Origin of the sequence: Dysgonomonas sp. PF1-14 (assembly GCF_029892965.1) — a bacterium.
In the GTDB taxonomy this organism is placed as follows: domain Bacteria; phylum Bacteroidota; class Bacteroidia; order Bacteroidales; family Dysgonomonadaceae; genus Dysgonomonas.
The window spans coordinates 37,022-58,157 of the sequence record NZ_JARXWN010000005.1 but is presented as its reverse complement, the minus strand read 5'-3'; the positions used below and the strand labels follow the sequence as shown (position 1 = coordinate 58,157).

Genomic DNA, 21,136 nt, shown 5'->3' with positions numbered 1-21,136 from the left:
GATTTATCAATTCAAAGAACGCTGTTTCCAATCGGGCTGATTCAATCAGCCCCTACATTCATAATTTATAATTACTCTCATATTATAGATAAACTTCTCATACAATATCAAAAATCATACATCTATACCGCGATACTTATGACCGAATGAAATATATTTTGTATTTTTGACGGACTTTTTTGAAAAATATAAACAACTATATATGAATATTTCTTACAACTGGTTGAAAGATTACCTCGATTTCGATTTATCACCGGAAGAAACATCTGCCGCCCTCACCTCTCTGGGGCTCGAGACAGGCGGAGTAGAAGAAGTGGAAACCATCAAAGGAGGACTCGAAGGCCTTGTTATAGGCGAAGTCCTTACCTGCGTAGACCATCCCGATTCCGACCATCTGCACGTTACAACTGTAAATGTAGGAGAAGGTGAACCCTTACAGATAGTATGCGGCGCACCGAATGTAGCTGCCGGACAGAAAGTAGTAGTAGCACTTGTCGGCACAACATTGTATTCTGGCGACGAGCCGTTTAAGATAAAAAGATCGAAGATCAGAGGAACCGAATCTTTCGGTATGATATGTGCCGAAGACGAAATCGGGCTGGGTACCAGCCATGCCGGAATCATCGTATTACCTGCCGATGCCAAAGTAGGTACTCCGGCTAAGGAATATTACAATATAAAGAGTGAATATGTACTCGAAGTAGATATTACGCCTAACCGCATAGACGGAGCTTCGCATTATGGTGTGGCACGTGACCTTGCAGCATATCTGAAACAGAATAAGCTGAAAGGTAGTCTACATCTGCCGTCTGTAGATAACTTTAAAATAGATGAGCCGAATGGCGGTATCGGCATAAAGGTAGAGAATACCGAAGCCTGCCCACGCTATGCAGGTATCACCATAAAAGGTGTAGAAGTAAAAGAAAGCCCTGAATGGCTGAAAAATAAGCTAACCCTTATAGGTCAGCGTCCAATCAACAATATAGTAGATATTACAAACTATGCCATGCTCGGACTAGGACATCCGTTCCATGCATTCGATGCGGCACATATAACAGGCGGACAGGTAATAGTGAAAACATTGCCCGAAGGAACTAAGTTTGTAACACTGGATGAAGTAGAACGCACGCTCAGCGACAGAGATCTGATGATATGCAACGACAAAGAAGGGATGTGTATCGGAGGTGTTTTCGGGGGTGTGAAATCGGGCGTAACAGAAAACACAAAAGATATATTCCTCGAATGTGCTTACTTCAATCCTACATGGATACGCAAGACAGCACGCCGTCACGGCTTGAATACAGATTCGTCTTTCCGTTTCGAACGCGGTTGTGACCCTAACGATACGCTCTATGTACTGAAATATACAGCCATGCTGATACAACAGATAGCAGGCGGTAAGATTACAGGCGAAATACAGGATATATACCCTAATCCGATACAAAAACCGATAGTAGAATTATCTTACAACAAGGTAAATACACTTATCGGAAAACATATAGATAAAGAAACTGTAAAATCTATACTCGACAGCCTCGAAATAGGTATAGAAAAAGAAGACGGTGACATACTTACCCTGTCTATACCGACATACAGGGTAGACGTATTGCGCGATGTGGACGTGATAGAAGACATACTGCGTGTATATGGCTACAACAATGTTGAGATCGGCGAGGAAGTAAAATCGAGCCTTTCGTATCAGTCGGCTACCGACAAAAGTTACGATTTGCAGAATCTTATTTCCGAACAGCTTACAGGCGGTGGATTCTACGAAATAATGAACAACTCGCTGACTAAAGAGTCTTACTATGCCGAATCGGAATTGTACCCTATCAAACATTGTGTACATCTGATTAATCCGTTGAGTGCCGATCTGAGCGTTATGCGTCAGACATTATTGTACGGAGGATTGGAAAGTATTGCTTATAACCGCAACCGTCAGAACTCAGATATACGTTTCTATGAATTTGGAAATTGCTATTACTACGATGCTGACAAGAAGGTGGAAGGTGATAATCTGCGCGAATACGCTGAAGATTTCCGTCTGGGGCTATGGCTTAGCGGCAACAGTGTAGACAACAGCTGGGCTGCTGCCAACGAAAAATCGTCCGTCTATCAGTTGAAAGCCTATGTAGAAAATGTACTGACGCGTCTGGGAATTTCATCCAGCAGATATGATTATGTGCAGACATCGAACGAAATATTCAGCGCTGCCATCGACATACAGGCTAAAGGCAAAGGTAAATCGCTGGGAATGCTTGGTATTGTAAACAAAAAGACACTGAAAGCCCTCGATATAAATACAGAGGTCTACTTTGCCGAACTCAACTGGGATTCGCTGATGAAAGAGATAAGGAAACACAGCATCACATACAGCGAAATATCCAAATTCCCTGCCGTTAAACGCGACTTAGCTCTGCTATTGGATAAAAATATATTGTTCGATCAGATAGAAAAAATCGCATACAAAACCGAACGGAAGTTGCTGAAAGATATAACCCTGTTTGATGTCTACGAAGGCAAAAATCTGCCCGATGGCAAAAAGTCGTATGCAGTGAACTTCGTATTGCAGGATGATGAAAAAACACTGAACGACAAACAGATAGACACCATCATGCAAAAGATACAGAAATCACTCGAAAGCGAACTCGGTGCGCAACTGCGCTGATAGCTGACAGAAATACAAAAGGGCTCCATCTCAGAGCCCTTTTATACTTATAAGAACCTAAACCCATAACCGCCCAATGAAAAAGACATTATTATCTATTGCCTGCGGTCTGCTCTTGTGTAGCAATATCGCAGGGTAAATCTACAACCCTATTGTTAGTATCCCGCTGGATGGAAACACCTATATCACCGGCAGACAACAAAGCCGTAACTTTATTAATCCGGCAAGAGTAACAGACTGGACAAATCCGCAAACGAAATTCTCTTCATGGTTTATAGTAACCGAAACAGGGCTAGCTTACTCGTAAAGTACAGTTTGATAACCAATGGGCTGTAACGAACAAGGGGAAATGGATTCCGGTGACACAGGGCAGATTCACATACGATGCCACAGCCGTTGCCGGAGCGCGCAATCTGTGATTGCGCGCAGTAGAAAATAATAGAAGGTTTATTTGATATAACATCAAATACTGATTCGCATTATTTATAAATTAGTACCTTTGTACTTGTCATAGAAAAATCGAAGAATGATCCCATTCCTATACAATGTCGCACAGGTATATTATAAGAATTTCGGCGCGCAGATAAGCCGTTATACCTTTGTGTTCCCCAATCGCAGAGCCGGGATATTCTTTCAGCACTATCTGGCTCAGATAGCCAATAAACCTTTATTCTCGCCGGAGATACTTACGGTTACCGACCTTTTCGACAAACTGAGCCCTTACAAAAAGGCTGACCGCATAGAGATGCTTTTTCTGCTATACGATATATATAAGGAGATCAGTCGCACGCAGGAAACTTTCGATGAGTTTCTCTATTGGGGCGAAATGCTGCTCAACGACTTCGATGATGTGGATAAATATATGGTAGATGCACAGCAGCTTTTCCGCAATATCCGCGACCTGAAAGAGATAGATGCAGGATTCGATTTCCTCACGTCCGATCAGATTGAAGCTATTCGTCGTTTCTGGTCTAATTTCCTACCTATAGGAGAGAATGATAAGAAGAAAGACTTTCTGGAGATGTGGGAGGTACTTTTTCAGCTTTATACCTCATTGCGTGAGCGGCTTACGGCAAAGGGGTTGGCTTATGAGGGCATGATATTCAGAGATGTGGCAGACCGACTGGCTAAAAATATGGATTATCGCCTGCCATTCGAAAAGGTTGTATTTGTCGGGCTCAACGGACACAGTATATCGGAAGAGAAACTACTCAGATACTTGCACAAGAGAGGAATAGCCGATTTTTATTGGGACTACTCATCACCACTTGTTCGCGATAAGCAAAACAAGGCATCATTCTTCATAGACAAGAACAAAATGCTGTTCCCGACACAGTTGGAACTAAGTCCCGAAGAACTGACTATGGAAAAGCCTATAATAGAGGTCATCGGCATACCGTCGGCTGTGGGACAGGCAAAGCATGTATATCCTGTTATCAAAACCCTGTTGGAAGAGAAGCAGATCGTTTCGTCCGATCAGGCTATGAATACGGCATTGGTACTGCCTGACGAGAATTTGCTATTGCCCGCATTATACTCTATCCCTGAAGAGATAGATAAGATAAATGTGACAATGGGTTACAGCCTGGGTAATAGTTCTATCTCGGGATTGATGGAGCATATTTTCGAGCTGCAACGTAATGTACGAAAATCAGACAATTATACCGGCTTTTACTACAAGCCTGTGCTGGCAATACTCAATCATCGGTATATAACAAACATAGCGGAAGATGAAGCTAAACGGCTCAGACAAAATATAGTACAGTACAACAGGGTGATAGTTCCCGACAGGGATTTTCTGGGACATCCGTTGCTGAAGATGATATTTCGCCCGATAACAGTCTGGGCTGATATACCCGATTATCTGCGCTCCATCTTGTCTACTCTCAAACTATCTTTGTCAGTAAAAGACAAGAAAGATGATGATGAAGAGGTGGTTAGTGCCCGATCGGCAGATATAGAAGGCGAATTCATTGTCGAGTATTATAAGACAGTAAATAAGATGGACGAGACAGTAAAGGACGTTTCATCTGATATGTCGGTAGAGACTTACTTCAAACTGTTGAAAAAACTGATTGTCGGTATCAGCGTGCCATTCAGCGGAGAGCCTTTGTCGGGCTTGCAGGTGATGGGGGTATTGGAAACCCGCGCGCTGGATTTTGACAACCTTATCATCCTTTCGATGAACGAAGGCATCTTCCCTCTGAAAAAGGCTGCCAGTTCGTTCATTCCCTACAATCTACGAAAAGGATTCGATCTGCCTACATACGAGCATCAAGACAGTATATTCTCGTACCATTTCTATAGGATGATAAACCGAGCCAAACGCATCTATCTCCTATACGATACACGCACCGAAGGGTTGCAATCGGGCGAAGTGAGCCGCTATTTTAATCAGATAAAACATTTGTACCCTAATCATTTCGATATAAGGGAAAAACTGGCTGTATATAAGGTGTCTTCTGCCGAGAGCCTTGCTATTTCTATAAAGAAAACTCCGCAGATACTGGAGAAGATGAACGTATTTCTGCAAGGGGGCGACAAACGGCTTTCGGCTAGTTCTATTAACACATACCTGAACTGTCCGCTGCAATTCTATTTCTCTGTGGTAGAGGGTATGGCTGAGGAAGACGAGATAGCCGAAACAATAGAGGCCAGCACATTCGGAACTATCTTTCATGCTGTGATGGAATGGTTGTACGAACCCTTCAAAGGGAAAATGATAACTGCCGATCTGCTGCATAAGATAAGTAAGGACGATAAGCTGCTGACAGCTACTATCGAGCGTTCGTTTGCCGAAAACTATTTTAAGTCGGATAAGATAAAAAGGCTCACAGGACAGAACTACCTGACGGGTGAAGTCTTGCGCAAATACATCAGGCAGGTATTGGCTACCGATGCTAAACTGACGCCGTTTGTATATATCGATGCAGAGGAACGTATAAAATCAAACTACCAGCTCCCTTCGGGTAAAACAGTTTCGCTGAAAGGGATTATCGACCGCGTGGACGAAGTGAAAAGACACACCCGTATCATCGACTACAAGACGGGAAAGGGCGTACTTCGTTATAAGGAAATGAAAGACCTGTTCGATAAGGAAATGAAAGACCGCCCGAAAGCTGTTATGCAGGTGTTTATGTATTCACACCTCTATCTGGCAGATCACCCCGACAAGATATTGGAACCAGGTATATACTATCTGCGCAATCTGTTCGACACAAAGTTTGATCCTGATGTTATCCGCAGATCGGGAAGAGACGATGAGCGCATTACTGACTTTTCGGAATACAGGGATGAATTTAAGACCTATTTTGATGCCTGTCTCGAAGAGATATTCGATCCGCAAGTGCCATTCGACCAGACTCCTACGGGTGAGGCTTGCCGCTGGTGTATATTTACAAATATCTGTAAGAAGTAGTTATTCAATAACTATATCGAACTGACTGAGTAGCCCAATTAATTCATTTTTAGAGAAACGAGCTTTCTTTATATAATTCTGGCTAAGGTCTATAACGTAATTGTAGGCAGAGGTAAAATCGGCTTCCTGAATATTGGTATCGTAGAATATTGCTTCGTTGAGGTCACATTCTGTAAACTGAGCCTGTTTCAAATCGGCTTCACCAAAATCTACTCCTTTCAGCGATGAGTTTTTGAAGATGGTTTTACTCATCTTTCGCTTCTCAAACGAACTATAATCGAGAATACAGTTATCGAAGCTTACCTCAAAAATGAAATCGTGGCAATAGTTGAACTTTACCCCGAGTATCTTGCAGTTTACGAATACCACATTATTTAACGTAGTGTTGTGGAAGTCGGTCATAGACACGTTGCAGTTCACAAAGGTGCAATCGGTGAAATTGCACGAATGTATCTTCGCGTTAGAGAAGTCACAGTTAGAAAATATGCACTGGTCGTATATTTTCTTGTCTATCCCATCAGTGAAAGATTTACCGTCTATTTTAAGGTCGTCGCGGGTTTTAGCCATTGTCTATTCTCTTATTATTTTTACTTCTCCCGATTTGCCAAGTTTGATAATGCTCGAGGCTTTCGATTTAGATATGTCGTCCTGTCTGTAGCCTACAATATAATCGACACCGCTCTTTATCTCTTCACTGATCTCGCTAAAGTTGGCCGGAGACGGTTCTCCGCTTATATTTGCCGATGTAGATACAAGAGCCTTACGGAAACGCTGGCACAGCTTATGCGAAAATTCCTCTTTGGTAATGCGGATAGCAATGCTGCCGTCTTCGGCTATCAGGTTAGATGCAAGATTGCGGGCGTTGTCGTATATTATGGTCAGTGGCTTATCCGATACTTCTATCAGATCCCATGCTATTTCGGGTACGCCGTTTATGTAGTAGTCCAGCTTCACTGAATTGTCTAGTAAAGTGATAAGCGCTTTACTATCGTTGCGTTTTTTCAGTTCATACACTTTACGTACAGCTTCTTCGTTCGTTGCATCACAGCCTATTCCCCAGATGGTATCGGTAGGGTAAAGAATGAGTCCGCCGGCTACCAGTGTGTCGAATGCTTTTTTTATATCTTCGTTCATGCTGTTATTTAACGTTTAGTAATTGGAACAAACGTACGTCCTCAAATGTTTCGCTACGCTGAATCCAATCTTTTAACACACCGACCTCTTTATAATCTGATTTCTCAAACAAGCTGATACTCTTAATGTTACTCACCGATATGTAAGCATACAACTGGTGGAGGTATAAAAAGTTGAAAGCATATTCCTGCATCAGCAATAGTGCCTGTGAGGCATATCCTTTCTGGCGGTAATTTTCATCGATGAGTATGCCTATTCCGGCACGGCGGTGATGTCCATCTATATCATACAGGTCTACAGTGCCTATGGTTGTATCACTGCCTGCAAGGTCTACCATCAGGCGCAACTGCCTGCTCTGATAGATATCCATTTCCAGAGCATCATTTATATATTGACGTAATACAAGCTTTGAGTAGGGAGCAAGCGTGTTGCCATGTATCCACAGTGCTGTGGAATTTTCCCATTTGTAGAGGGTGTCCAAATCTTCGGGTTCCACTGCCCGCAATAGGATTTCTGTATTTTTAAGAAGCATACGACTGACGATTAAGGGTTATACTTTCTCGTCAAAGTTAATGAATTCTTTCCAGAATCCTTTCCATTTTCGTTTATACCATCCATGACAACCAAATGGCAATTGGTTACCATTAAGTTCGTAGCAATAGGCCGGATATTTGTCGAAAGCAAATTGCATGGCTTCTTGTACCGGAGGGTATTTGAATTCAGGTACTTCTATCGCCCAGAATACGTCCTCGTTGTATAAAGGCACGTTTTCGTGTGAGAGATAGAAAGCTATACGTTCTGCATGCCTTTCTATAGCATGGCAAAAGCTTTGTGTTTTCCTTAGCGAAAATCCGCCATTGCCGACCTTATTGTATAGATTTTGTCTACAAGGTTTGTCTTTCTTGTTATACCTTTTCTTTTTATTGTCTAACAAGAAGGTCATTATAAAGTTTTGGTAGATTTTCTTTTTCAGCCAAGGGGCACCTATGTAATCATAATCCTTGCTGCAAAAGTGCAGTAATTCGTCTCTGAATACATAGGAGTCCAATTGGCATATAAGGATGTATGTGTGGTTAAGGAAGCGTTCGTAAAATACAGCTGACAAAAGCAGCCTGTTGTATCCGGTAATTCCTTTAAAATATGTGTCGTCGAACGATTCGAAAGCGATCAGCGGATATTCTTCTTTCAGTGCCGACAGATCCAGTGATTCGGGCTTTATTACCGTAATCGGATGGCTGTTTAGTGTATTGTATATATTATTGAAAGAGATTTTCTCTAAACCGGTCATCTCCTGTTTATACATTGGTATCAGCACATTTACTGTTGTGTCTTTTACCATGATATTCTCTTTCTCTGATTTGTCTTGCACTATATTAGCCTGTAGAAGTATATGCTTTTAGTATTTATCTTTCTCAAACATTTCGCCCAAGCGAATAAAGAAGTTCTTCTTTCTGCGGCGTACACGTTGGTTTTCACCTGACGACATCATTATTCTTTCAAATGAGGTTTCGCCTTTTTCCATTGCCTTAATGGCGTGATAGATAACGCCCCAATCAGGCAATCCGCCCAAATTGCGGTCATCTATAAACAGATCGGCGTCTAATTTGCGGGATGCAGTCGCTACATCTTCATCGGGATGATTCTTGTTGGCAGCGTAATACACCAGCCCTTTTTCGGCACAATAGTCCACTGCCTCCTGTAACAATCGTCCGCTGCGTACCGTCCACATAAGCAGTGTATGCCCGTCTTTTTGTAATTGCAGCAATGTTTCTATAGCAAAAGGAATCGGACGTCCGATTTTTGGATATTCATGTTCTACGACCGTACCGTCAAAATCTACAGCAATAATCATATTGTATATTTTTAGTTTAGTATTCTTAGTTTTGTTTGTTAGAGTCGGTTTTCTTAAAAAAGAGATGCAAATATAATTATAATTATCATATATACAGAATTTTATTCTGTAGTAAACGATAATATTCTTGCATCTACATTCTGTATGATTCGTTAAATAAAGTTCTGTTGAGTATCGAACGCCCGAGAGTGACTTCGTCGGCATATTCAATTTCGTCGCCAATAGATATCCCTCGTGCTATCATCGATACTTTAAGGTCGAATGGATTTAGTTTTTTATATATGTAAAAGTTGGTGGTATCACCTTCCATCGTTGTGCTTAGTGCCAGTATTATTTCTTTGATATTACCCTGAGCTACGCGTTCTACCAGCGAATTTATTTCGAGGTCGGCAGGGCCTATTCCGTCTATCGGCGAAATGATACCTCCCAATACATGGTATAAGCCTCTGTATTGCATGGTGTTTTCTATTGCCATCACTTCTTTTATATTTTCTACCACACAGACAATAGATGAATCGCGCGACTTGTCCTTACAGATAGGGCACACTTCGTCGTCACTTATATTGTGGCACACATTGCAGTATCTTACCTCATGCTTGAGTTTTACAAGGGCTTCAGAGAAATTGTCGACCACAGTATTGTCTTGTCTCAGCAAATGCAGAATAAGCCGCAAAGCTGTCTTTCGTCCGATGCCGGGCAGCTTGGCAAATTCGTTTACCGCATTTTCGAGAAGAGTTGAAGGATATTTTTGGTTCATAACAATTCCTGATAAATCGCCCGCAAAGATAAAAATAATCTGGTATTATTCTTACCCTTTTAGCGATGCTTAAGACTATTTTAAGCAAAAGAAAGAAATTTTGGGGACAGTCTGCTGTTGTTATTTCAACTTATCCATCAGTTTCTTGTTCATCTCGTGCAATTCATCGATCTTACTTTCAAGTTGTTTCACATGCGATATAAGTTCGTCATTGTTGTCCGATGCCAGTTCGTCTACAATAAGGGAAGTGACGAACGACATCCCCAGCATGCCGCCTACAAACACAAATATGGAAAAGAACAGCCTTATCATGACTGACGAAATATAGGGTATTCCTTCCGACATAAGGTCGGGTATTTCGTACCAACCTTCTACCGTAAGCATACGGAATACTGTATATGCCGATTCGAACGGATTGCCAAACAAGGAAGGGTACGATTCTTTGAATATATAGGTAAGGATGGTACTGATAATAATAAGCATAATCAGTGCGCCGAGTATCAGGCTGATAGATGCTTTCAGAGCCCTGTTGAAGTCTTTAAGCAGCTTCTTAAAGTTGGGGATAAACTTACCAAACCTGATAAACTTGAATAACTTGAATATCCTGAGTAACAATATATAGTTGAGATCAGTCGGATGCTTGCCGAGTAATATAAGAAACAGCGGTATAGATGCCACCAATATCAGTATCATATCGAAAACATTGGTTGCATCCTTAAAAAAATCTTTTTTGTATGTATGTATCTTATAAATAATTTCTGTAAGGAACAAGATGGTGATCAGATGATCAGCAATTTCCAGCAACCCGTTTACGGGAGTATTAAACGTCAATAGAATGGTTATTAACGTATTCAGCAGTATAGCTCCGCCTATGAAGCGGTTATTCAATAGTATTTTGAGCATAAGTTATATTAGTGTAAGTGACAGAAAGTTTCTAGTGATATACTCTTGTGTCATAACTTTCTCTGGTTGCTATGCCTACAAGAACAATAAAAAAGTCTGTGACTTTAGGTCGCACCAAAGATATAAATATTCTTCGGTATAGGTGAACCAAAGAATCCGATAAAAAGTTATATTTGTAAAAACTTTGCACAATGTCGTTATTCGAGCTATTCAAAAACCTGAAACCTTACGTTTATCCTTATCGCTGGCTGGTCGTCCTGGCGTTGGTACTTACACTTATCGGATCGCTCACCGCTCAGGTGAATGCGTGGGTGCTGCGCTATACTGTAGACGAGATCAATGCGCTGGTAGAAGGACATAAAGGCTTGCAGGAAGGGCTGTCGATACTCGTCACCATTTCGGTTATACTCATCTCTAAGGAGATCATCAATTCATTCATACAGTTCGGGCAGAAATTCTATGGCGAAAAGCTTCGCATATTCATAGCCAAAGACCTTGCCCAGTCTGTTATAGATAAAATATTGACCTATCAGCTTGCATTCTACACCTCGGGAGGCAATCAACCCGGAAAAATGCAGGCACGAATCGACAGGGGGGTGGAAAGCCTTACCCGATTGGTGCAGAATTTCTTTATAGATATATTGCCGCTATTTGCCAATTCCATCGTGGCACTGATAATGATGTTTAATGCTAATTTCTATGTCGGGTTGGTGGGACTGTGTATTATACCGATCTACTACTATGTAAGCCGCACACAAGCTATAAAGATGAGTGGCGCACGGCGGTCGATCAAAGACTTGAGAGAGAATAAAAGCCAGGGCATTTTAGGTATATTGGAATCCATTACTGTCATCAAATCTTTTATCCGCGAAAATATAGAAAGCAAAAAGCAGATGGATCTGCAAAACAGCCTGACCGATGCGCAGATGAAGACGCGTAAGATCAGTTTCCTGTTCGATGGACTCAAAAGTTTTGTAGAGCAGATAGGTATTGTTATTATCATTATACTTACGGCATATTTTGTACTTATCGGCGAAATGACGATAGGGGCTATTATGTTCCATATATTGCTGTTCAACAACGTATCGGCTCCTATACGTCAGTTGCACCGCATATATGATCAAATGAACGATGCGCTGATATATTCCGAAAGCTTTTTTGATATACTCAAAGCCGATCATCAAATAGAGCATTCGGGCAGCTATAAGGGGCGCGTATGGGGAAAATTCCAGATAAAGAAAGTTGACTTCACCTATCCCGATAATGCTATACAGACATTGTACGACATAAATATGGAAATACTGCCGGGACAGACTACTGCATTAGTCGGTCTATCGGGCGCAGGTAAAAGTACGTTGATAAATCTGTTGGATAAGTTTTATAGTCCCGATTCGGGTGAAATACTTCTCGACGGTGTATCTCTCAAAGATTATGATACAGCATACCTACGCGAAAATATAGGGTTGGTATTGCAGAAAAATCATATATTTAACGGAACGATAGAAGAGAATATCCGCTATGGGAAGCCAGATGCTACACAGGATGAGGTAATCGATGCCGCCAAGAAATCATATATTCACGATCAGATAATGACTTTCGAGAATGGCTATCAGACATCAGCTTTATCCTTGTCGGGTGGGCAGCAACAAAAGATAGCCATTGCACGTATGTTCCTCAAGAATCCGCCGATCATCTTCCTCGATGAGCCTACCGCAAGCCTCGATGCAGTGGCTACCGAGCAGATCAAGAATAGCTTGGATGCCATAAAAAAAGACCGTACGGTAATCATCATATCACACAGTATTTCACAAATAATAGACTCTGACCGTATATACGTAATGAAGAACGGGCGGGTTGTAGAATCAGGTACACACGAAGAAATTTATCATCAGGAAGGAACTTACAAAGAAATATTCGATGCTATGGCTCGTAGCCTCAATATAGATAAGATATCGAAGACATTGGACGACGACGATGACAAGGGTGTTGATAATTAAGATATTGTGATATATTATCTTTTTCTGTATGAAGTGCTTTCTCCTGCCAGGGTGAGCAGATAAGAGATGTTTACGTCTGAGTAAACCGGCTGGAAAGATAAAGATATACCCCTTTTTGTGACACAGTCTGAATCACAATTTCTATAAAATATCTTAATAGTAAAATAAAGAAGACATATAACGAGGGCTCAATAAGACATCAGATACTTTTTTTTGATACTTTTGTACAAATAAAAAAAGAGTGTTATAAAACGATTTAAGCAAATATTCTTATCGGTTCTGGGTATTTTTGCCGGATTGGCAATACTACTTTATGGTTTATTGAATATGCCTGCATTTCAGGAATATGCAAAAGACCTTATTGTAAAAGAACTGAAAAATAAGATGGGAACCGAATTTGGCATCGGCAAACTCCATTTCAAGCCGGTGAATACACTCGAACTCGACAGTGTATATCTTTACGGACAGAATAACGAAAAAATACTGATGGCAGACAGGATCTCTGCCGGTGTAGACCTTCTTTCTCTGCTTGAAGGGCGTATTGTTATCACATCGGCATGGCTCACCGACTTTGAAGTACATCTGTCGAAACAAGATTCGGTAGCGCCATTGAACATCCAGTACATAATAGATGCCTTCAAACCGCAGGACGACAGCAAACCAAAGAATAAGATTGATTTTGTCGTTAATTCCGTCAATGTTACCAACGGACATTTTACATACGATGTACATGGCAAACCTTTCAAAGACTCTTTGTCGTTCGATGCCAATCATATTCGGGTATCAGACCTGCATGCAAAGCTTGCGTTGAAGTCTTTGGCGTCTGATTCGCTGAATATACAGGTGAAAAAGATCAGTTTGAAAGAAAAAAGCGGAGTGGAAATATCCGATCTGGTATTCAGGCTGATTACTAAGGGAAAGAAAGCCTCAGTCAGAGGTTTCAATCTTCATTTACCATCCTCTCATCTGCAATTCGACAGGTGTGAACTCGATCTTACACCTAACAGCGATACGGCAAAGATTCTTGATTATGCTACGCTTGACTGTATCATTGCTCCGTCGCGCATAGCGCCAAAAGATGTAGCGGCATTTACTTCCGCATTACAGCATTTCAAGGATGAAGTAACGTTGCAGGCACACATACAAGGTTCGATAGACGACCTGAATGTAAAAGACCTTATACTCGATTATGGTAAGGAACTGCATCTGGTGTCGAATACCGAAATAAAAGATCTGAGGAATAAAGACAAAATGTATATACTGGGTAGCATAGACGAGCTGAAACTCAGTAGCAATGAAATAGAAAGTATTGTAAATAACTTTTCTAAAAATAGGACACAATTGCCTCAGGAGTTGAGGCGTCTGGGTACCATTTCTTTTGAGGGTGATGTGTCGGGCTACCTTAAGCAGCTTACAGCATTCGGAAGTCTCGAAACAGCTCTGGGCATTGTCAATACCGATGTCTTGTTCGGATTTGATCCGAAGCCGGGCGTAAGTTCATTTGTTCAGGGGAAAGTATCTACAAATAATTTTGAACTGGGGAGACTACTTGAAAATAAAGATTTAGATAAAGCAAGTCTTAATCTGACAGTCGATCTGGAAAAACCAAAATATGGAAAGATCAGAGGCAGTGCAGAAGGAGATATTCATTCGTTCGACTACAAAGGATATACTTACAAAGATATAGCACTTGATGCCAGTTATGACGGGATGAAACTGGACGGGCAAGTTGATATAAACGATCCGAATGGGTTGTTGAGTATCAATGGGCTGATGGATATGACTGATAAGGAAAATCCTATCCTCGATTTTAAAGCGCGTGTAAAAAACGTACAGCTCGACGATCTGCATATTGCAGAGAAGATGCAACATTCGTATCTGTCATTTGTTGTCGATGCTAATTTTGCAGGAAAGAATATTGATAATGCAAAAGGATATATAAAAGTAGACTCCATTGACTTTATCAGAGAAGATAAGCTCTTCCTTATGAATCAGTTGCTGGTGGAAGTATCGGGAGAGGAAGAAGCCCGCAATCTGAAAATAACGTCAGACTTGCTCAAAGGAGAAATCAGCGGATCGTATTCCTTTTCTTCGTTGATCAACAGTGTACAACAAACATTGTACGAATACCTGCCGGCATTGATTAAACGAAACGATAAGAAGAAGCCCGAAGATAAAGTTAATATTATGGACTTCCAGTTTCAGGTCAACAATACCGAAAGCCTGAGCAATGTACTCAATCTGCCTGTGACCATACTGAGCCCTGCCAAAATAGTAGGATTCTACAACAGTGTGCAGGACAAATTTAAAGTTGAGGCATTTGTGCCGTCTGTTAAGGCAGCCGGAACAGCCATACAATCGGGATACGTCATACTAAACAATCCCGACAATGTCATAGATGCAACCATAAATGCTCTGGTACTGGGCAAGAAGGATGTGACAAACGATATAACGCTGAAAGCTCACATAAAAGACAATCTGGTAAATACCAATATAGCCCTGCTCAACAACGGAAAGCAAAAGGCAAAAGGAGAATTTTCCATAGCTACATTGTTTACCAGAGAAGATACAGATCCTCTAAAAATAGATATAGATGTTTTCCCTAGCGAATTGCTATTGAATAACGCAAGCTGGAAAATGGAGAAATCGCATATACAGATACAGCAGGGACTTTATGCCGTAAATAATTTCCGAGTGTACAACGATGATGGTAGCCAAGAGATAAATATAAACGGAAAATATTCGCAAAAGAACACGAACGATATCTTGAAAGCCGAATTGAAGAATATCAATCTGGAATATGTTTTCCAGACATTGGCTATAGATGCCCTGCAATTTGGCGGAGCGGCTACCGGTAATATATTCTTCTCTACGATAGAGAACAAACCGTATGCTAATACGCGTTTGCAGGTATCGGACTTTAAGTTCAATGGTACCGATCTGGGTAATCTTAATCTATTCAGCGAACTCGATGAAGAAACAAATAAGGTCGTGTTGGACGGACTCATTGTGAGTAAAGAAAACAAACAGACAAAAGTGGATGGCGAGCTCGATCCTATCAAACAGAGGCTTTCTATCAACTTCGATGCCGATAGTGTAGATATAGGTTTCCTCAACAAGTATGCAGAAGCTGTATTTCAGGGTATTAAGGGACGTGGCACAGGTAATGTCCATCTTTACGGAGACTTTTCGAATGTAACTGTCGAAGGGAAGGCGTTTATCCAAAACGGTGAATTGGGTATTAATTTCCTAAATACCAGATACTCGTTTACCGATACGGTCTATATGAAGAAAGACCTTATTTACTTCAACGATATAACATTGCTCGATCAGAATAAGAATAAGGCACTGGCAAGTGGTAAAGTATCGCATGACTTTTTCCAGAATTTCATGTATCTGGTCGATCTCAGAGCCAGCAACTTCCTCTTGTATAATGCTACGCCCGTACAGAATCCGTTATTCTACGGAAAAGTGTTTGCCAGTGGTAACGGCTCTATCAGCGGTGACGAAAAGGTAGTAGATATAGACATACGTATGCGTACAGAACAAAATACGGTGGTGCGTATGAACTTTATGGAAGAATATGTAAACGAATATTCGTTCCTCAAATTCAAATCGAAAGAGCCGACTGATTCGCTTACTACAGCTTCTAACCAACCTGCGCCTATACAGACCAGTTCCGATATGGAAATCAATATGAATTTCTATGTAGATGCTACGCCCGATGCCGTAGTCGAACTGGTAATGGACCCTATTGGCGGAGATATATTGCGGGGTTCGGGTAGCGGAGCCATGCAGTTTTCGTGGAGTACAAAGTCATCACCTCGCCTGTATGGAACATATAATATCAACAGAGGTAGCTACAACTTTACATTCCAGCGTATTATGGAAAGGCGATTTACTATTCAGGATGGCAGTAGTGTGCGGTTCGACGGAGACCCTTTCCAGGCTGTACTTGGTGTGCAGGCCATATACAAGATTACAGCCAACCTGACCGACCTGAGCCGATATATGGTGGAAAGTACAGGATTGACAACTATTCCGGTCAACTGTGTGCTGAATCTGTCAGGGCCATTGAGGCATCCTAACGTGGGGCTCGATATAGATTTCCCTTCGTCCGATGCAGAGGTAGAACGCCAGTTGAAAAGTATTATCAATACCGAAGATATGATCAACAAGCAGGTTGCCATGTTGCTCATCATGTCTAAATTCTATACTCCAGACGATAATCGGGAAAACAAGACTTCCGATTTTGCGGCAGTCGCTTCGGCTACTTTGTCAAACCAGTTGACTAAGATTGTAAGCCAGATAGACGACCGTTGGCAGCTCGGGACAAATATACGTTACAGTGACAGTGAAATGACGTCTACTGAAGCCGAAATTATCCTGTCTAGTAGATTACTCAACGATAGATTGCTTATAAATGGTAACTTCGGATACCGAAATGATATAAACCTGAATCAAGAAGCCATGATCACCGATGTGGATATAGAATACTTGTTGAATAATTCGGGAACATGGCGTATAAAGGCTTATAATCATTATAATGAGAAATATTATTACACCAGTGCCAGATCAGATAAAGCAACACAGACACAAGGTGTCGGTATTGTTTATAAGAAAGACTTTGACGGAATAGGAGACTTGTTTAAAAACAAGCGTTTGAGAATAATGCCTAAAACGGATACGATCAAACCTATAGTCCCCGATTCGGCAAGGCGCGACAGTTCATTAAGCCATTTTCTGAAATGGAAGAAATAAATCTGTCTCCCGATCTGATCCGCTTTGTAAACGAGCACGAGCAAGACGATGTACATTCTCTGGCTCTGAAATCGAAGAAATATCCCGATATAGATATGGAACTTGCCATTAGGCAGATTTCGGGACGCAAGATTGCTAAAAGCAAAATTCCTTCATGGTATTCCAGTGATCATATTATATATTCTAAATCGCTGTCGATGGAGCAAAGTTCATCGGAGCAGACCGCACGTTACAAAGCCGCTTTGTGTGAAGGTACATCTATGGCTGATCTGACGGGAGGGCTTGGTGTCGATTTTTCATTTCTTTCTACGGGTTTCAAGGAAGCAGTGTATGTAGAACTCCAACCGGAGCTGGCTGCTATAGCCCGCCACAATTTCGAAGTGTTGGGCTTAAATAATGCAACAGTCGTCAATAGTAATGGTACGGATTATCTGACCGATATGCAGCCTGTATCTATGATATATATCGACCCTGCCCGCAGGGATGATACAGGTAAAAAAACTGTGCTGATATCGGATTGCACACCCGATATACTTGCTATAGAAGATTTGTTGGACGAGAAAGCTGATATGGTAATGATTAAATTGTCACCTATGCTCGATATATCATTAGCTGTACGCTCGATGAGGAATATTTCAGACGTTCATATAATCAGCGTAAACAATGAAGTGAAAGAATTGCTTTTCATTAAGAGGAAAACGGCTGACAAAACCTTATACCATTGTATCAATATAGCAGGGAATAATACTGATTCATATACTTTTAGCAGGGAAGGCGAAGAAACTGCCATTGTAAATTACGCTTCGCAACCGGATAAATATCTGTACGAGCCGAATACCTCCATACTGAAAGCCGGAGCATACAAAAGTATTGCTGCTGAATATTCTTTCCGAAAACTGCATCCGAGCAGTCATTTGTATACTTCTGATGAACTGAGAACCGATTTTCAGGGGCGAAGATTTGAGATAGAGCATATCTGTTCGCTAAGTAAGCAGGATATAAAGGAATATCTTTCGAAGATCGGACAGGCCAATATAACTACACGCAACTTTCCCCTGTCGGTACAGGAAATCCGCAAAAAAACTAAACTAAAAGAGGGAGGAGATATTTATATTTTCGCCACTACACTATCCGATGATAGGAAAGTGCTGATTGTTTGCCGCAAAGCTTAGTGAATATACTACTTATCTCGTGAACGCATAGTCTGCACACCTATAAGGCTATCGTAACGCTGTCCTGTAGGACGGTAATACACATACACCGTATATTCGTTTTCTGCCTCGAAGTAATTACCTTCTGTTTTTGCTGTCGAAAATTTGTTGACATCCTTCACCAGATACTGATAGTTGTACAAACCCTGCTTTAATAATAGCGACAGGCGGTATTCCTTATTCTTGAAGTCGTACTTCATCTTGTACGTATCGGAAAAAGTGTTATTTGTAAAAGCTCCGTTTATATATATATCCTCATTCAGCGGGCTATCCATCGGCAGTGAGAAGTTGGTAGTAAAATAATCGGCTTCCGTATCGCTGAGTTCCGTATCGTTGCTGCGGATATAGAAACGTCCGTTCTGATCCTGATCGTAGCTATACGTGCGGTTTGCTTTCACCTTATCTGTTACAATATCCATCTCGTAGCCGGGACGCACATATTCTATATGTCCCACATTCATGCCATTGTAGCGGTAGCTCGATGTCTCGAAACGGCGGTATTCATTTCCCGCTTCGAATATCAATTCCTTATTGTGTTCGTAGATTAGTTTACCCGGATTGATATAAGTAGGTTTTACGTTCTTCCGTTCATTATCGAGCCTGTTATTCTGTTGAACAAAAACAAACAGATCACTACGCGGATCGCGGATATTGAGATTCTGATGATGCAAGGTAAACGACAACTGCTGATGATGACGGTTGAAATCGATATCAGTGTTCGATGATATGGTAACACCAATGCTCAGCATGGGATCTACTACCGAAAAGCATGCAGTAAGAAGCACTCTGTCGGGGATGCCTTCTTCGTACACCTCTACAGTATAATTCCCTGATAGCCTGACGCCTGTGTCTTTGTTGGGTATAGACAAGCTAAAATGTGTATAGTCCACTGTTGTATTTACCGACGGGTTGTAATCTTCTATCAGGTTGTCGTTGAACCCATCCAGATAGTCTATGTCTGATATTCCGGTACTAGGTAGCCAGTATGCATCGCAATGCAGGATGCGATAACGCAACCGGTCGTACGAATTCTCGGCTATACGGTCGAAACTAATATATATCCTGTCTCCGCTATTAAGTCTGATTACCGGATTCAGGCTTTGATTACCATTCACATTCACCTGTATGGTATGTATTTCAGGAGAGATAGCCTGTGTACGGTATGCCTGAGCATTCAGTATGCCGTAACAACTCAGAAGTAATAGGCAAATTAGTGAATATTTCATGATCTTTGATTGATGCGTTCTACTGCAAATGTAATAAAAAAACTGTAAGATGGCTATCCTACAGTTTTTGCATTGTATATGAGACTATTCTTTATTCTTCCTCTACATCTTCCTTCATATTGTGGAAAACGTTCTGTACATCGTCATCGTCGTCAAATTTATCCAGCAATTTCTGAATCTGTTCCTGTTGCTCTTTTGTCAGTTCTTTCAGATCGTTAGGAATACGCTCAAACTCTGCACTGTGAATTTCAAATTCGTTTTCTTCCAGATACTTTTGTATGTCAGAATATGACTTGAATTCGCCATACAGGATTATATCGTCACCATCCTGTTCTACTTCATCCACACCGAAGTCGATCAGTTCCAGTTCGAGGTCTTCGAGTGAAACTCCTTCTTTCGTTGAAATTTTGAATACACATTTGTGCTCAAACAAGAATTCAAGGCTGCCCGATGTTCCCAGCGAACCTCCATGTTTGTTGAAATAGCTGCGTACATTGGCTACTGTACGTGTAGGGTTATCTGTTGCGGTCTCTACGAAAATGGCGATTCCGTAAGGGCCATAGCCTTCGTAATTCACCTCTTTATAGTCGGCCTCGTCTTTCGATATAGCTTTCTTTATAGCACGTTCTACATTGTCCTTAGGCATGTTTTCCTTCTTCGCCTGTTGCATCAATACACGCAGACGCGGATTAGTATCCGGCTCGGGACCGCCTTCTTTAGCTGCTATTGTTATTTGTCTGCCTAATTTTGTGAACACACGGGCCATGTTGCCCCAGCGTTTCAGCTTTGTCGCTTTGCGGTATTCAAACGCTCTTCCCATAAATATATTTTTAGTTACAAGTTACTTTGCCCTATGGGGCAGTTACAAGTTACGGTCAATAAATCAGTTTTATTTTTCGCTAGGCAAAAGTATGAAAAGTAAATGAAGAATGAAAAATTAAGAGTGAAGAATTTCAATTGTTACACTTATTCCTCAATATAATTGTCTGATGTATAAAAATCATGCACATATGCCACCAATACACGCATGAGCTTTTCCGAATGATATTTGCATCACATTAAGTAGCTGTTTGAATTTGACCGAAAATATTTCATATAACTGTTTCTGATTATTCTTTGACTCTTATTTTTATTCTTTCTTCTCTATTTTCTACTTTTCACTCCTGGTTTAGCCCGCTAAACCTGCGAATAAAAAGAAAAAAATATATT

General features: G+C 41.2%; 14 protein-coding genes and 1 pseudogene. 6 read left to right on the top strand and 9 right to left on the bottom strand.

The window, feature by feature from the left end:
• Positions 1–202 precede the first annotated feature (202 nt).
• From pheT to M2448_RS07910, 3 genes and pseudogenes are all read left to right on the top strand, one after another.
• The gene (pheT, locus tag M2448_RS07920; protein ID WP_280645744.1) at positions 203–2,668 is read left to right on the top strand and encodes a phenylalanine--tRNA ligase subunit beta; all 2,466 of its coding nucleotides are present in this window, start codon (positions 203–205) and stop codon (positions 2,666–2,668) included.
• 311 nt (positions 2,669–2,979) lie between these two features.
• Positions 2,980–3,087: pseudogene (locus tag M2448_RS07915) on the top strand (hypothetical protein); the annotation flags it as partial.
• 107 nt (positions 3,088–3,194) lie between these two features.
• Entirely contained in the window at positions 3,195–6,086 is a 2,892-nt protein-coding gene (locus M2448_RS07910; RefSeq protein ID WP_280645745.1) for a PD-(D/E)XK nuclease family protein, read from the top strand.
• Here the strand turns inward: M2448_RS07910 and M2448_RS07905 are convergent, their stop codons facing one another.
• The 7 genes from M2448_RS07905 to M2448_RS07875 form a co-directional block, all read right to left on the bottom strand.
• Entirely contained in the window at positions 6,087–6,653 is a 567-nt protein-coding gene (locus M2448_RS07905; RefSeq protein ID WP_280645746.1) for a pentapeptide repeat-containing protein, read from the bottom strand.
• Between the two features lie 3 nt (positions 6,654–6,656).
• A complete protein-coding gene (locus M2448_RS07900) occupies positions 6,657–7,220 on the bottom strand; it encodes an L-threonylcarbamoyladenylate synthase (protein ID WP_280645747.1) in 564 nt (187 codons plus the stop codon).
• 4 nt (positions 7,221–7,224) lie between these two features.
• The gene (locus M2448_RS07895) at positions 7,225–7,752 is read right to left on the bottom strand and encodes a GNAT family protein (protein WP_280645748.1); all 528 of its coding nucleotides are present in this window, start codon (positions 7,750–7,752) and stop codon (positions 7,225–7,227) included.
• Positions 7,753–7,770: 18 nt separating this feature from the next.
• Positions 7,771–8,589 carry a DUF5672 family protein gene (locus M2448_RS07890; protein WP_280645749.1) on the bottom strand — a complete coding sequence of 273 codons (819 nt, stop codon included), beginning with the start codon at positions 8,587–8,589 and terminating at the stop codon, positions 7,771–7,773.
• 27 nt (positions 8,590–8,616) lie between these two features.
• Positions 8,617–9,072 (bottom strand): hypothetical protein, encoded by a 456-nt coding sequence (locus M2448_RS07885; RefSeq protein WP_280645750.1) that lies wholly within the window; start codon positions 9,070–9,072, stop codon positions 8,617–8,619.
• Between the two features lie 133 nt (positions 9,073–9,205).
• On the bottom strand, positions 9,206–9,829 hold the full coding sequence (gene recR / locus M2448_RS07880; RefSeq protein WP_280645751.1) for a recombination mediator RecR: 624 nt from the start codon (positions 9,827–9,829) through the stop codon (positions 9,206–9,208).
• Between the two features lie 120 nt (positions 9,830–9,949).
• Positions 9,950–10,732: an ion transporter gene (locus tag M2448_RS07875; protein ID WP_280645752.1), complete on the bottom strand. Its 783-nt coding sequence runs from the start codon at positions 10,730–10,732 to the stop codon at positions 9,950–9,952.
• A 191-nt stretch (positions 10,733–10,923) separates the two neighbouring features.
• On the opposite strand from M2448_RS07875, the gene M2448_RS07870 reads away from it, so the two are divergent.
• The 3 genes from M2448_RS07870 to M2448_RS07860 all read left to right on the top strand — a co-directional run bounded on the left by M2448_RS07870 (position 10,924) and on the right by M2448_RS07860 (position 18,662).
• A complete protein-coding gene (locus M2448_RS07870) occupies positions 10,924–12,729 on the top strand; it encodes an ABC transporter ATP-binding protein (RefSeq protein WP_280645753.1) in 1,806 nt (601 codons plus the stop codon).
• A 327-nt stretch (positions 12,730–13,056) separates the two neighbouring features.
• A complete protein-coding gene (locus M2448_RS07865) occupies positions 13,057–17,490 on the top strand; it encodes a translocation/assembly module TamB domain-containing protein (RefSeq protein ID WP_280645754.1) in 4,434 nt (1,477 codons plus the stop codon).
• Positions 17,478–18,662 (top strand): SAM-dependent methyltransferase, encoded by a 1,185-nt coding sequence (locus M2448_RS07860; protein WP_280645755.1) that lies wholly within the window; start codon positions 17,478–17,480, stop codon positions 18,660–18,662. Before M2448_RS07865 ends, M2448_RS07860 begins: the two co-directional genes overlap by 13 nt.
• A gap of 8 nt (positions 18,663–18,670) precedes the next feature.
• Here M2448_RS07860 and M2448_RS07855 read toward each other — a convergent pair whose 3' ends face one another.
• Both M2448_RS07855 and M2448_RS07850 read right to left on the bottom strand, forming a co-directional pair.
• Positions 18,671–19,927 carry a DUF5103 domain-containing protein gene (locus M2448_RS07855; RefSeq protein ID WP_280645756.1) on the bottom strand — a complete coding sequence of 419 codons (1,257 nt, stop codon included), beginning with the start codon at positions 19,925–19,927 and terminating at the stop codon, positions 18,671–18,673.
• A gap of 91 nt (positions 19,928–20,018) precedes the next feature.
• Positions 20,019–20,747, bottom strand: a complete 729-nt coding sequence (locus tag M2448_RS07850) for a YebC/PmpR family DNA-binding transcriptional regulator (protein ID WP_280645757.1) — start codon at positions 20,745–20,747, stop codon at positions 20,019–20,021.
• Between the last annotated feature and the right edge of the window lie 389 nt (positions 20,748–21,136).